This window comes from Sutterella wadsworthensis 2_1_59BFAA (assembly GCF_000297775.1).
Taxonomy (GTDB): Bacteria; Pseudomonadota; Gammaproteobacteria; order Burkholderiales; family Burkholderiaceae_F; genus Sutterella; species Sutterella wadsworthensis_A.
The window spans coordinates 70,145-82,972 of record NZ_JH815519.1; the positions used below are offsets into that span (position 1 = coordinate 70,145).

Here is a 12,828-nt window from a genome sequence, read left to right on the forward strand (position 1 = left end):
GATCGAGAGATTTGAAAAGTTGCCCTACAATATTGGTCATAGCGCTCATCCTTTTTTCGCGGTTCTTCTCTAGTAACTTGAATCTGCCTGAAATTGGGAGTGAGCGCTACTTTTTTTCTTGGAGGGAGCCGACCAGACTTTTTCTTAAAAGTCAAGGCCGCGTTCCACGGACTTCCGAGATGAACCAAAAGAAAGACCGCCGGAATCGACGGTCTTGAACGGATTCCCCGCGCATTCCCCATCCATGTGGCACACCTGGGTGGGGTCAAGCGGGGCTGACGAAGTCAGTCAATCTCAAGTTATTCAAGATGATCCAGTGGATAAGTTCTTAAATTCCCTGTCGCACAGGGGTGAGTAGTAAAAGGAGCGCAAAATCACAGGATCATTTTGCGATTCTGATGCAGCACTTTTGCTTGAGCTCATAGAATTGTCGATTAATTGCGTCAGATTGTGTGATGCTTGATACCATACGGAGTATTCTCGCCAACCCATCGCCATGCAACGATGAAGATCACGTCCACTTACTCCGTGCGTTTGCGCAACTTCAACCTCGTCTTTGACGACACGGTTGAGGTGTATCGCCACGCCGTGGATTACTTCATCGAACTCGTGATGGCGAATTGGAATACTCACTTCGCCAATCTCAGTCATGCCAACGATTGCATTCGTGTTGCCGACGGTCTGAGCGTTCGTACGATCAAGCGTCCGATGACGCCTTACAACTTCTGCCACGACTTCGAGAAATTTCCGAGCTACCTTCGCCGAGTCGCCATCAAGGCTGCATACGGGCAGGTGTCGTCGTATCAAACGCGTCTGGCTCAATGGATAGCGAAGCCGGGGCAAAAGGGCCGGCAGCCCGGTCTGCCGAAGGCCGGCAGAAGCTTTCCGGTCATGTACCGCGACAATACGTTCATCAGAGCCGGACGCAACAGCGTGAAACTCAAAGTTCGCATTCGCAATACTTGGGACTGGGTTGATGTCGAGCTCGACAAGCACGATGTTGATTACATTGCACTTCATTGCGCTGCCCGCAACGAATTGTCGCCGGCATTGAGAAAGCGCGGGAAGAAATGGTATCTGGACTTCTCCTTTGAGGAGAAGGTTATTCTGGATAAGGTGTCTCTTGACACGCAGCGCGTCCTGGGCGTTGATCTTGGGATCAACAATGCATGCGTGTGCTCGGTCATGGATTCAAAGGGCACTATCATCGGCAGACGTTTTAAGAAGCTGCCGGTAGAGCAAGACTCTTTGGAACGTGCCTTGCGGCGCATCAGGAAAGCTCAAAGCAACGGCGCAAAACGCATGCCGAGGCTTTGGGCGAGAGCAAAGGGTGGCAACAAGGACATCGCCGTCAAGACGGCAGGCTTCATCATGACGGTTGCAAACGAGTTCAAGGTCGACGTCATCGTCATGGAACACCTCGATCTCGCCGGGCGCAAACGTGGCTCCAAGCGTCAGCGGCTTCATCACTGGCGTGCCAAGTATGTCCAGCAGATCGTGGAGCACCAGGCACATCGTTGCGGTACCCGCATTCGTCGCGTGTGTTCTTGGAATACATCGAAGCTGGCCTTTGACGGAACCGGTGACATTACGAGAGACACGGACAACTACAGCATGTGTACGTTCCAGACGGGGAAGCGCTATTCGTGCGACCTGTCAGCTTCGTACAACATCGGAGCTCGGTACTTCCTCAGGGAGTACGAGGAGTCCATTTCGGCAACGAGATGGCGGTGCATTGCGGCTAAAGTTCCGTCATGTGCCAAGAGGATCACACGCACCCTGGACACTCTAATTCGGGTTAACGCGGAGCTGCGCTCCATGTGAGCGCAGATTTCTGAGTTTGCCCGCTATCTGTGCTCAGGCAGTCCTTGCCGGTAAAAGGCAGGGAAGCCCCGTCCAATTAATAATTGGTCGGGGAGGATTCACACGGCAGGCTCCGGCATCAATCGTCGGCGACGAGCTTCTTGAGCATGTCGATCATCTGCTCGCACTCATCGCCCGACAGGCATTTCGCGAAGTCGGCCACTCTGGCGGTATGCGCGGGAAGCTCGGCCGTGATGAGCGCCCTGCCCTCGTCGGTGAGTTCGATGAGCCAGCAACGGGCGTCGGCCTTCGACTGGACCTTGGCGATGAGGGGGTTCTCGGCCTGCAGCATGCGGGTCACCATGACGGAGGTGGTCGGAGCGGAGACGCCGATGCGCTTGGCCAGCTCAACGACAGGCACGGGGCCGTCCGCATCGAAGAGCGTCATCAGAAGCGCGAACTTCCCTTCGGAAAGCTCCCGCTCCCGGAGGCCCGAATAGACCGATTCGCGCACCACGTCGGCAGCTCGGATCAGGTAAAGCATCAGTTCGACGCCCGCAATGTCCTCTTCGCTCATCGCGGCGCCCCTGTGCACCCTGCGCAGGTTCTCGCGAGTCGGCATGAGTCGCTTGGTCATGTAGTCAAATCCTCGTATCGTGACGGCGGACGCCATTTGTTAGCCAGCAATTTATAGGCTGTCTGCACCCGCAATGAAGAGGAATTTTACGATGGCTCGGCTCGGAAGCCGTCTCCTGAAACGATTTGCAAAAAGGGACCGCTCAAAATGCGCACGCAGTCCCGCAAGGCTCTATACTTGAGAATCATTCTCACTCAATTCGATCCGAAAGCCCATGACGTCAGAACTTCTCAACGCGCTCGCCCAGACCACCCTTGCGACGGGCTTCACCTTTCTCTGCACGGCAGCGGGGGCCGCGGCCGTCTTCTTCATGAAGCCGGGGAACGGGCGAGGTCGCGGCGCGGAGCTCGCCGAAACGCTCTCGCTCGGCTTTGCCGCGGGCATCATGATTGCGGCGTCAGTCTGGAGCCTGATCATTCCCGCGCAGGAGATGGCGCAGGCACAGGGCGGCACGCCATGGCTTGCGGCGGGTTCGGGCGTGGCGGCGGGCGCGCTCTTCCTGAAACTCCTCGACACGGCGCTTCCGCACCTGCACCCGGGCGCCGCCCGGCCCGAGGGGCCGAAGACCTCGATGCACCGAGCGATGCTGCTCTTCATTGCGATCACGCTGCACAACGTGCCTGAAGGCGGTTCGGTGGGCCTCGTCGCGGGCTCCGCCGCCCTCTCGGGCGAGCCCGCCGAGCTCTCCTCTGCACTCGCGCTTGCGCTCGGCATCGGCATCCAGAACATTCCCGAAGGCGCCGCCGTCTCGCTTCCGCTTGCAGGACAAGGCATGAGCAGAATGCGCGCCTTTCTCTTTGGCGCCTTCTCGGGAATCGTCGAGCCAGTCTTCGGCCTTCTCGTCGTGCTGGTACTCCAGACCGTGATGCCAGCCATGCCCTTCATGCTGGCCTTTGCAGCAGGCGCCATGCTCTACGTGGTGGTGGAGGAACTCATTCCCGCCGCGCATCTCTCTAAGCATTCCGATGCGGGCACGCTCGCCGTGATCACGGGCTTCATCCTGATGATGACGCTCGACACGGCGCTCGGCTGAGTCCTTCGCCTTTTCAGCCCGCTTGCCCCCACCCATGCTTCGCATGGGTGGGGACAGTTCAAACAAAAGACGGGCTGCAGCGCATGCGTCAGCAATCCATCCTGCCTTCAGGTCCGCACTTGCCGCCGTCAGGCCCGAGCGACATCAAGCGCCCGTGCGGCGCCCGCCTTGAGGCGGTTCACGACACGGCGAAGACTGACGAGGGCGGCGTTTCTCTCGTGCCCGGAGAGTGTCGCAAGTTCGTCGACGAGTCTCAGCATCGGCACGGGCGGCGCGCGCAGTGCCTCGTCATGGGAGTAGACCGAGCCCTCGACATAGGCGAGCGGGATGATCTCGGAGAGCACCCTGCGGGAACGCTTTTCGAAGCGCTTCGGATCGTCCGAGCGGGCCGCAGCCTTGAGAGCCTCAGCAAGAAGATCGAGTCGCGCAAGGACCTCGGAGAGGTCGAGCGAGTCGCCCGCCTTTTCCTGCCACGCCTTGAGCTCGTCCCTGAGTTCGAGCACCTCGGCCGCCGCATCGACGGGCAGTCTTTCGTCAAAGAGCGCATGCGCGAGCACGCTCGCGAAGACGCGCACGTCTCGGGCGAGGTTTTCCGGGTCGAGCTTGTCGGGCGTGTCGGTCCTCGTGTGCCACCAGGCGCCGAAACCGCCCGTCCTGCCGCTGCCGAACATCTTGCCAAAGGCGTCCGCGGCGGCGCCCTCAAAGGGCGGCTGCTCGGAGACCTGAGAGAAGATCGAGGGCACGCCTGCGCCCCAGAAGCTTTGGTCGCAGCTGCGCGAAAAACGGCAGCCGCGCCAGTCCGTGACGCCGGCCGCCTCGCGCAGCGCCGTGCGCGCGAGGCCTCGCGTCGAGGCCATGGCGGGCGACTCGGTCATGACCGTTGCGCCGTGCCCGCCGAGGCAGTCCGAATTGACGTTGAGAAGACAGTGCCTTTCGAGCTCCTCGAAGTGCGCGTCGCACCAGGCGGTCGAGCCTGCGTAGCGTCCGTGGGAGTGCCCCGACCAGAGGACGAAGCGCACGCTTCGGCGCATGTCGGAGGCGAGCGGCGCGAGGATGCGCGCGAGCTCGACGGCGCAGGCGTTGCCCGAGGCGTTGTCAAGGGCGCCGAGCCCCCAGCTGTCGACGTGTCCCGTCACCATTACGAAGTCCTCGTCCGCGCCGCGGATCTCGGCCGTGATGACGGGAATTTCCGTCCAGCGGCTTTCGACGCGGGTCGAAAGCCTTGCGGGCAGCGTGCCGCCCGCCTCGGAGAGGCGGGCCCTGAGGCGAGAGCCGTCCCCAAAGGAGAGGCTTGCGACGGGAATGCCGACATAGTCGTGCAGGGTTTCGGGCGTGGGCGAGCCCCAGACGCGCGAGACGATCATGTTGTGGATCTCCTCGCCCGTGATGAAGACGACGCCTGCGGCGCCCCTGTCCTCAAGGGCGCGCACGACGGGCTCCATTGCCAGACCGTCCGTGAGAACGATCCTGCCGGAGACCTCTTCGGCGGATGCCGACCCGGTTCGGTCGACCGGGACGTAGACAAGATCCGCCTCGAGGCCATCTGCGGAAGGCGTCATGGGGTGAGTGAGTACTTCATAAGCAATGCCGCCCGCTTCGAAGGCTGCGCCTTCGGGCGTGCTGACGTAGCCTGGAAGCGCCTCGCGCGTCACGCGGCAACCCGCGTCCGTGAAGAGCTTTTCCAGAACGTCGAAGGAACGGACTTCCGCCTCGTTTGAAAGACGTTCGCCCGTGCAGATCGCGCGAACGCTATCCATGAGCCGCACTGCATCCACGGCGGCAAGAATGTCTTCGTAAGCCATAAGGTCAGTCCCAATGCTTCTTCGGCAGGTCGATCCTGCGGAAGGCCTCGAGATAGCGGACCATCCAGTCGGTAACGCCGTCCATCATGGCGACGCCCCATTCGCGCGTGGCGAACTTGGATTCAAGACCGCCGAGACCGCCCGTGTTGACGGTGTCGCGGATTTCGCGAATCACCTTGACGGGCGCGCCCTCAAAGAGAACCGTGTTGATGTGGAGCTGCTTGAAGTCCGCGGAAGGCGGCGTGACGACGTTGTCGACGAGCCATTCGGACTTGACGAGCTCGGGCGCGAAGGCCATGACGGCCGCAGCCTCCTGAGCGTCGCCGTGGCCCGTGGGCCAGTCCGGATTGAGCTTGGGCGCAATGCCCCACCAGTTGACGAGCGTCACCTGGGAGCCCCTGCGATACATCTCGAGCGCGGCCTTTTCGATCGCGGGATCGTTGCCTCCGTGGCCGTTGATGACCGCGAAACGCCTTGCGCCGTGCCTGTAGAGAGATTCGAAGACGGCACCCATCACCTTGATCATCGTTTCAAGGCCAAGGTCGATCGTGCCGGGGAAGTTGATGTGATGCGTCGCGACGCCAAACGGAATGACGGGCGCGATGAGGAGCTTTTCCATGCGACCGTCGAGACGGCGGCAGAGCTCCTGCGGGATGAGCCAGTCGGTGCCGAGCGGGCCTACGGAGCCGTGCTGTTCGGTCGAACCGACGGGAATGACGACGAGAGTTTCAGGATCGGCAAGAACCTTTTCGGCCTCCTGCCAGTTGAGATGTGCAAGCTGCATGATGTTTATCCTTTATCAGAAGGCGCGCCACCGGCCCTCCCCTGCGGGAAAGCCGGCTCGGCGCACCGTAATTCTCAGTCGCTTGAGCTTGAATTACGCCTTGACGGGCTTGTCCAGATCGTCGAAGTGGCGGCGGATGGTTTCAGCCGACACGGGCTTCGTGAAGAGGCTCACGCCGATGAGGATCATCATGGTGACGAGCCAGGCGACGATGAGCGGATTGAAGCCCATGGAGAGCGACTTGAACTCGGTGAGAAGCAGGAAGTAGAACGCTTCGCCGATGATCACGGACGCGAAGACGCCCGTGGTCGTCGTGCGCTTCCAATACATGCCGCAGATGATGGGCGCGGCCCAGATGCCCAGCCCCCCGAACGCAAAGAGAATGATCGTGAAGATCGAACCCGGCTTCAAAATGCCGATGCCGATCGCGATGATGCCGAGCACCACGGTCACGACGCGGGACATCTTGAGCGTGTCTTCGTCGGTGGCATCGCGCTTGAGAATGCGCTGATAGAGGTCGCGCGAAACGGCGGACGTGGAGGTGAGGAGCAGCGAGCTGATCGTCGACATGCCGGCCGAGAAGATGCCGGCGACCATCAGTGCGGAGACGATGGACGGCAGGCCTTCCTGGAGAATGAGCGGCACGATGAAGTCGCTTTCCTTGCCCGGGATGCCGGGGAAGCTGGCCGCGCCCGTCACGCCGCACCACTCGATGAAGCTTGCGGAGAACCACATGCCGAGCGTGCCGAGGAGGACGGCCTTGAACATCGTACCGTAGTTCTTCATCGTGAAGAACTTCGTGAAGAGGTGCGGCTGACCGATGCAGAAGAAGGACCACATGACGATCATGGACGCATAGTTCTGCCAGGGATAGGAGTTGTTGTGGCCAGGGAACTTCAGGTAGTTCGGGTCCACGGACGCGAGCTTGGCGTTGATGGTCTCGAGGCCGCCGCCGAGCTTGAGCGAGACGAAGAAGGTCGTCACGGCCGTGACCACCATCAGCACGCCCTGAATGACGTCGGTCATCATGACCGAGCGGATGCCGCCCGCCATGCAGTAGAGGATGACGGTGACGCCCATCACGACGATGCCGACCCACTGCGGAGCGCCCGTGTAGGTCGTGAAGATCACGCCCGCACCGATCGTCTGCGCGCCCATCATGGGCACGAGGAAGATGAGCATCAGGATGGCGAGCAGGCCGCGGATGGCGGTCGACTCATAACGGTCGGCAAGATAGTCGGCCATCGTGAGCATCTTGTAGCGATGGCCGAGCTTGATGAGCCTGCGGCCGACGAGAAGCGCCGGAATGACCATCGAAAAGGCGATGCCTGGCACCGAGACGCTCATGCCTGCATAGCCTACATGGTAGATCGAGCCCGGCACGCCCATGAAGGTCGACATCGAATACTGCGTCGAGAAATAGGCAAGGCCTGAAAGCACGGCGCCAGCCGAGCCCGACATCGTGAAGAAATCCTGCAGATTTCGGTTTTGGCGGTTGCCCCACCAGCCGATGAAGCCCAAGACCGCGAGATAGCTGATCGTGACGATCAGAAAGGGAACGGTGGATGTTTCAACTTGATACGGCATGATGCTAGTCCTCGTATTCCTGGTATTCGGGACGCTTCATGCAGCTGCGCCACCAGAGAGCAATCGTTCCTATCACCAGCAGCCCGTAGGCCAGCCAGCAGTAGATGAATCGCGGCACGCCGAAGAGCCACGGCGTGTACTCCAGGTCGTAGAACCATGGAAAGGGCATCATGATGAAAAAGAATTCCAAGAGGAAAATGACCGTCCATTTCCTCTCAAAAGCGTTGTCAAATGCGTTCATCTGAGGGGATCTCCTTCGATTTATACGCCTCTCGGCATTGCGGGGTCGCATTGCACATTATGCCCGCACCTTTTCATTGCCGTGCTGTCAAGGCGACTTTTGCACGTTGGGACTTTCCCTTTGTCTGCCGAACTGAATTGCCGTTCAGGCATTCCGAAGGCTTGACGGCGGGGCCGGCGGCCGCCTTCCGAAAGAGGCGGGCACGGTATCGACCCTCATCGGCGCAGGATCCATGCGAATGTGCGCGGAGAGACTGGTGCAGGCGTCGCCCGGGATGACCTGTCATTCCCGCCGCCTGAACACCAGGTCGGGCAACAAAATCAAAGTATCCGCATCGCTGTCCTTTTTGCGCCAATAGACCATGACGCGTACCGAGGCTTCACTCATGACATATCCTCCAGCCAGAATCGAGGCGATGTCCTCGCGCGCTTTTTTCGAAAACCGCGCCACCGATGCCTCGCCGCCGCCTTCAGTCCGGCAAAAGAGCTCGAAATCGCGCGGAATCAGTTTTTGACCGCTGTGAAGCTTCTCGATCAGCCTCTGTCGAGAAATGAAGTAGTCCAAAAACAGGCCGTCGTGTCCCAACGACATCTGCAGCACTTCAGCGGGCGGCCAGAGACGAGTCTCGTCAGAACACTCGACGAACGCAAGGCCGGCAAGCTGGGCATGCGGCAGAAACGCCCCCGGTCCATGATGAATCCGCAGGCGTGTTTTAGCCCTCGTGATGCCGACAAACACCTCTCTCAGATACGGCTCCTCTTCCATGCCTCGAACAGCCGTCAATCTCGAGTGCGGCAAAAACCTCATGGGCGCCTTTCATCAGCCCGTGCTCGCGGTCTGCGCCCCGAGCTGCCTCGAGACTCTGCCCGAAGCGGAAATGTCCTGCGGCTGGGCCAAAGTCATCAAGTATGCGGCGCTCAGGGCCGACGGCCTTCTCCCGACGCTCGAAGGCCCCGTCACCGAAGAGGTGCTGGCGGACATCATTTCGACCTGCGTCGAGATCAAGCGCGACATCGTCTCGGAGGACGAGTTCGAGGGCGGCGTGCGCTCCTCAACCTCGGACACACCGTCGGGCACGCGGTCGAACCCGTGACGGACTACGGCGTCACCCACGGACGCGCGGTCGGCATCGGCATGGCCGTCATCTTCCGCGGCTGCGTGCGCGCCGGGCTCTGCGACCCGCAGGCCCTGCCCGTCCTCGAGCACCTGCTCGAAAAGTTCGGGCTCACTGGCCTGTGTCCATACGATGCAGAGGCGCTTCTCGAGGCGGCCCGATCGGACAAGAAATCGGCGGGGAGCGCCATCACGCTTATCCTGCCCGAGGCCTTCGGGCGGTGCCGCACGGAAAGAACCTTCTTTGAAAAGCTTCGCGACCTCATCCAACTCGGACTCAATCCCTGATCATGATCGCCACCATCCAGAAGGGCTTCCTTTCGGGCAAAATCCCCGCCATCTCATCCAAGTCCTATGCACACCGCCTGCTGATCGCCGCCGCGCTGGCCGATCGTCCGACGACGGTGCGCTGCGCAACCGTTTCCGAAGACATTCTTACCGCCTCCCGGGTCCTCAAGGCCATGGGCGCCAGCGTCGAGCGCACGGATGACGGATTCATCGTCGAGCCCGTCTCGACGCAGCCCGCGTACTGCGGCGAATCAGGGACGATCGAGCGATTCATTCTGCCCGTTGCCTGCGCGCTCGGGCTCGACGCGAGCATCACCGGGCACGGAAGGCTGCCCGAGCGGCCTCTCATCCCGCTCTACGAGGAACTCCGCGACCACGGCATCGAACTCTCGCCGCAGGGCGTATTTCCGCTCAAAACCAAAGGACGCCTCCCGGCGGGCGACTACGCCATCGCGGCCGACGTTTCGTCGCAGTTCATCGGCGGCCTGCTCTTCGCGCTGTCGGTCGTGCCGGGCACGAGCACGCTGACGCTCACGGGGCGGATCGAGTCCGCGCCCTACATCGACATGACGCTCGACGTACTCGCGCTCTTCGGCGCGAGAATCACGCGAAGCGAAGACGGGCGCAGGTTCACCGTCGAGGGGCTCGAGCGGCTGAGAAGCCCCGGCGCCGCCGAAGTCGAAGGCGACTGGTCGAACAGCGCCTTCTGGCTCTGCGCGGGCGCTCTGGGCAGGGGCGTCACGCTGACGGGGCTTCGTGCAGACTCCCGCCAGGGGGACCGGGCGGTCGTGAAGCTTCTTGAGGCCTTCGGCGCGGAGGTTTCCATGACGGAAGACGCCGTGACGGTGCGCCCCGGCGCGCTTCGCGGCATGACAGTCAACGCGCCCCAGATCCCCGACCTCGTCCCGGTTCTCTCGGTCGTGGCGGCCTTCGCCGAGGGCGAGACCCGCTTCATCAACGCGGGACGCCTGCGCATCAAGGAGAGCGACCGTCTAGCGACGACCCGGCAGCTTCTGGAGGACCTCGGCGCGGACGTCGAGGAAATTCCCGACGGACTCGTCGTGCGCGGACGCACGGCGCTTCGGGGAGGCGCATGCGACGGCACGAGAGACCACCGCATCGTGATGTCCGCAGCCGTCGCGGGTGCTCGCACCTGCACACCCGTCGTCATCAGGGGCGCACAGGCCGTTCGCAAATCGTATCCCGACTTTTTCGACGACTTTGCCCGCCTCGGCGGACTGGTCTTTCAGGAGGACTGATCATGCCCTATTTCGGCAGGAACATCCGGACGGTCGTCTTCGGCCAGAGCCATGCGGCCGCCATCGGCGTGACGATCGACGGGCTGCCTGCGGGCGAAGCCGTCGATGCGGTCGAGCTCGAGGCCTTCATGGCCAGAAGGGCGCCAGAGCAGAACCGCATGACGACGCAGCGAAGGGAAGCCGACAGGCCCGAGCGGGAACCGATTTTCCGCGCCCTTGCCCATCGCATCATCACAAGCCGACGGTTGAGGACGCAGTTCAGCAGATCATCGGAGAAAAGTCGTGAAACTTCTGATCATCAACGGCCCCAACATCAATTTTCTGGGCATTCGCGAACCGGCCATCTACGGCAGCACAACCTACAAGGACCTGTGCGGAATACTCGAGACCTGGTGCGCCGATGCCGGCGCCTCATGCGAGCTTTTCCAGTCCAACCATGAGGGCGCCATCGTCGACCGCATCCAGCGGCGTCGACGGCATCGTGATGAACCCCGCCGCCTACACGCACACGAGCGTCGCAATTCTCGACGCCCTCAAGGCGACCGCAATTCCGACGGTGGAGGTGCACATCTCCGACGTCTCCACCCGCGAGGCCTTCAGACACCACTCCTACGTGTCGCTCGCTGCGAAGCACACGATCATCGGCCACGGCATCGACGGCTACCGGGAGGGCATCGAATGGCTTGCAAGAGAACCTAAAAGCAGAGAAATACACACTAACTCATTTCCCTGCCTTTAAGGGTTAGCCTTGACTTCGGATCTCGCCATATTTTCCTTCAGCATCTGAAGCACCAGTCGATCCCTCGTCGTGCTTTCGGTAGACCAACGGGACTTGGCACGCTTGTTCCGGACGGTGACGGTCTCGACGCAATCGAACCAACCCAGGAACTGGCGCAGGCTCATTTTCTTGAGCCAGGCCGCGGCGCCGGCCATTCTGTCGCGCTCTACCTTACCGCACTCCTCGTCTCGGGAGAGTTGTTCCGCTTCCTTCCGTCTTCCTTGATTCCGGCTACATCGGTTGCGCCAAGCGCACTGAAATTCAGGCGATTCCTTTCAAGGATGTGTCCTGGTACATCGCAGCCAAGCCGAGTGCATGGAAGAAGGAATTATCAATCAGTGAGAATTTCGGAGGCGAACTTGGTCAAGCGCTCGTCGAATGCGTGAACGTAAGACGGCATTTGGAGCATGCGAAAGCATCGGTGCGATGCTCGATTGAGTGGAGCTTCCTCTGGCTGAAGAGGATTTATGGCTATGCCAAGGTTCGTTATCGCGGATTGGCGAAAAATCACAGTCGAGCGCAAACGTTGTTTGCACTATACAACTGCTACCGCTTGCGCAAATGGTGTGCTCCGCCAAAGCTGCCTTGCTGATCAACCCTGAGACTCTGGTTCGCGCTTCGTCTCGAGCGCCATAGGGGCGAGCTGACTCTTGAAGATGGAATTTGCCTAATTTGCAGGCCAATATCGAGTTATTTCATCAGCATTCGGAAAAATCGAACGCCTAACGTTCATGGGAACTTTCGACGCTTTTCAGCGTCTGGTCTGGAGTCCTCAATTTAAACAAAACTACTTCCCCCATCGCTCAAAGATGGGGGTTTTGAAGAGCTTCCCTAGGGCTTCAGGGACACTCCTCTAGGATTTTGGATATGGGTTCGTGGTGGTTCCGAGTCCAGCAACCCTACCCATGACCAAACAATTCGTCAGCATGGTGCCGCCAAGACGATCACGTCCGAAGATTCCGCCCACAACCTCACCTTGCCGCGCCCCTCAAGACATAAGGACACAGCCAACCAGTCCGAGATTTTGGAGGCGAGACAGCTAAAACCGGCTCTTGCCAGATTGGCCCCCCAACGAAAAGACTCCCCCTTCCTGTCACAACAGTCCGCCCTTCTCCAATCCGCGAGGTTGATGGGATCCTCACCAAAAGCGGGACCAAGACCTACATCGCGTTTTCTCCCAACCATTAGCGATTCCAGTCCTACGATAGGACGCGGACGCTCTTGCGACTCGTCGAAAGCATCGTTCTCTTACGTTGCCCCATGTGTCTTGAAATAGGGCTTGACAGGCGGAAATGCCAGAACTCCGCGAGAGCGTCAGAAATTTTGTGTCCATGGGATAATCGGAGCCCGCCAAACGGGTGCATCCAATGAACACGAACACCAAACGCAATTCTCGTAAGAAGTCCACCAACCCCCTCGATAGCCACATCGAGCAGTACGTTTCCGAGCTTCGAGCATCGGGCCGCCCCCTAGGAGCCGAAGCCTTCTCCGAGGCCGTACGTA

11 protein-coding genes and 3 pseudogenes are annotated in these 12,828 nt (G+C 60.5%); 7 read left to right on the plus strand and 7 right to left on the minus strand.

Annotation, left to right across the window (positions count from 1 at the left end):
* Window positions 1-504 precede the first annotated feature (504 nt).
* Window positions 505-1,824: an IS200/IS605 family accessory protein TnpB-related protein gene (locus HMPREF9465_RS09470; protein WP_005436363.1), complete on the plus strand. Its 1,320-nt coding sequence runs from the start codon at window positions 505-507 to the stop codon at window positions 1,822-1,824.
* Between the two features lie 118 nt (window positions 1,825-1,942).
* Here the strand turns inward: HMPREF9465_RS09470 and HMPREF9465_RS09475 are convergent, their stop codons facing one another.
* Window positions 1,943-2,440 (minus strand): MarR family winged helix-turn-helix transcriptional regulator, encoded by a 498-nt coding sequence (locus HMPREF9465_RS09475; protein ID WP_005436365.1) that lies wholly within the window; start codon window positions 2,438-2,440, stop codon window positions 1,943-1,945.
* A 214-nt stretch (window positions 2,441-2,654) separates the two neighbouring features.
* Here HMPREF9465_RS09475 and HMPREF9465_RS09480 point away from each other — a divergent pair, with 214 nt between their 5' ends.
* Window positions 2,655-3,473, plus strand: coding sequence for a ZIP family metal transporter (locus HMPREF9465_RS09480; protein ID WP_005436367.1), 819 nt, complete (start codon window positions 2,655-2,657; stop codon window positions 3,471-3,473).
* 128 nt (window positions 3,474-3,601) lie between these two features.
* On the opposite strand, the gene HMPREF9465_RS09485 is transcribed toward HMPREF9465_RS09480, so the two are convergent.
* The 5 genes from HMPREF9465_RS09485 to HMPREF9465_RS12885 form a co-directional block, all read right to left on the minus strand.
* Entirely contained in the window at window positions 3,602-5,275 is a 1,674-nt protein-coding gene (locus tag HMPREF9465_RS09485) for a M28 family peptidase (RefSeq protein ID WP_005436369.1), read from the minus strand.
* Between the two features lie 4 nt (window positions 5,276-5,279).
* A complete protein-coding gene (locus tag HMPREF9465_RS09490) occupies window positions 5,280-6,059 on the minus strand; it encodes a creatininase family protein (RefSeq protein ID WP_005436372.1) in 780 nt (259 codons plus the stop codon).
* Between the two features lie 93 nt (window positions 6,060-6,152).
* A complete protein-coding gene (locus HMPREF9465_RS09495) occupies window positions 6,153-7,646 on the minus strand; it encodes a sodium:solute symporter family protein (RefSeq protein ID WP_005436383.1) in 1,494 nt (497 codons plus the stop codon).
* Window positions 7,647-7,650: 4 nt separating this feature from the next.
* A complete protein-coding gene (locus HMPREF9465_RS09500) occupies window positions 7,651-7,887 on the minus strand; it encodes a hypothetical protein (RefSeq protein ID WP_005436389.1) in 237 nt (78 codons plus the stop codon).
* A 282-nt stretch (window positions 7,888-8,169) separates the two neighbouring features.
* Window positions 8,170-8,652, minus strand: a complete 483-nt coding sequence (locus HMPREF9465_RS12885; protein ID WP_005436391.1) for a hypothetical protein — start codon at window positions 8,650-8,652, stop codon at window positions 8,170-8,172.
* On the opposite strand from HMPREF9465_RS12885, the pseudogene HMPREF9465_RS13770 reads away from it, so the two are divergent.
* The 4 genes and pseudogenes from HMPREF9465_RS13770 (at window position 8,651) to HMPREF9465_RS09525 (ending at window position 11,286) form a co-directional block, all read left to right on the plus strand.
* A pseudogene (locus HMPREF9465_RS13770) lies at window positions 8,651-9,288 on the plus strand (3-dehydroquinate synthase). The gene HMPREF9465_RS12885 and the pseudogene HMPREF9465_RS13770 sit on opposite strands and share 2 nt — an antisense overlap.
* A 2-nt stretch (window positions 9,289-9,290) precedes the next feature.
* Complete coding sequence (gene aroA / locus HMPREF9465_RS09515) at window positions 9,291-10,547, plus strand: 3-phosphoshikimate 1-carboxyvinyltransferase (RefSeq protein WP_005436395.1); 1,257 nt, start codon at window positions 9,291-9,293, stop codon at window positions 10,545-10,547.
* A 2-nt stretch (window positions 10,548-10,549) separates the two neighbouring features.
* A complete protein-coding gene (locus HMPREF9465_RS13775) occupies window positions 10,550-10,987 on the plus strand; it encodes a chorismate synthase (protein WP_231289380.1) in 438 nt (145 codons plus the stop codon).
* Window positions 10,869-11,286, plus strand: a pseudogene (locus tag HMPREF9465_RS09525) (type II 3-dehydroquinate dehydratase). The gene HMPREF9465_RS13775 and the pseudogene HMPREF9465_RS09525 overlap by 119 nt, the downstream one beginning before the upstream one ends.
* Here HMPREF9465_RS09525 and HMPREF9465_RS09530 read toward each other — a convergent pair.
* The gene (locus HMPREF9465_RS09530) at window positions 11,283-11,480 is read right to left on the minus strand and encodes a hypothetical protein (protein WP_005436397.1); all 198 of its coding nucleotides are present in this window, start codon (window positions 11,478-11,480) and stop codon (window positions 11,283-11,285) included. The pseudogene HMPREF9465_RS09525 and the gene HMPREF9465_RS09530 overlap by 4 nt on opposite strands.
* 59 nt (window positions 11,481-11,539) lie before the next feature.
* On the opposite strand from HMPREF9465_RS09530, the pseudogene HMPREF9465_RS14060 reads away from it, so the two are divergent.
* Window positions 11,540-11,917: pseudogene (locus tag HMPREF9465_RS14060) on the plus strand (transposase); the annotation flags it as partial.
* Window positions 11,918-12,828: the final 911 nt, after the last annotated feature.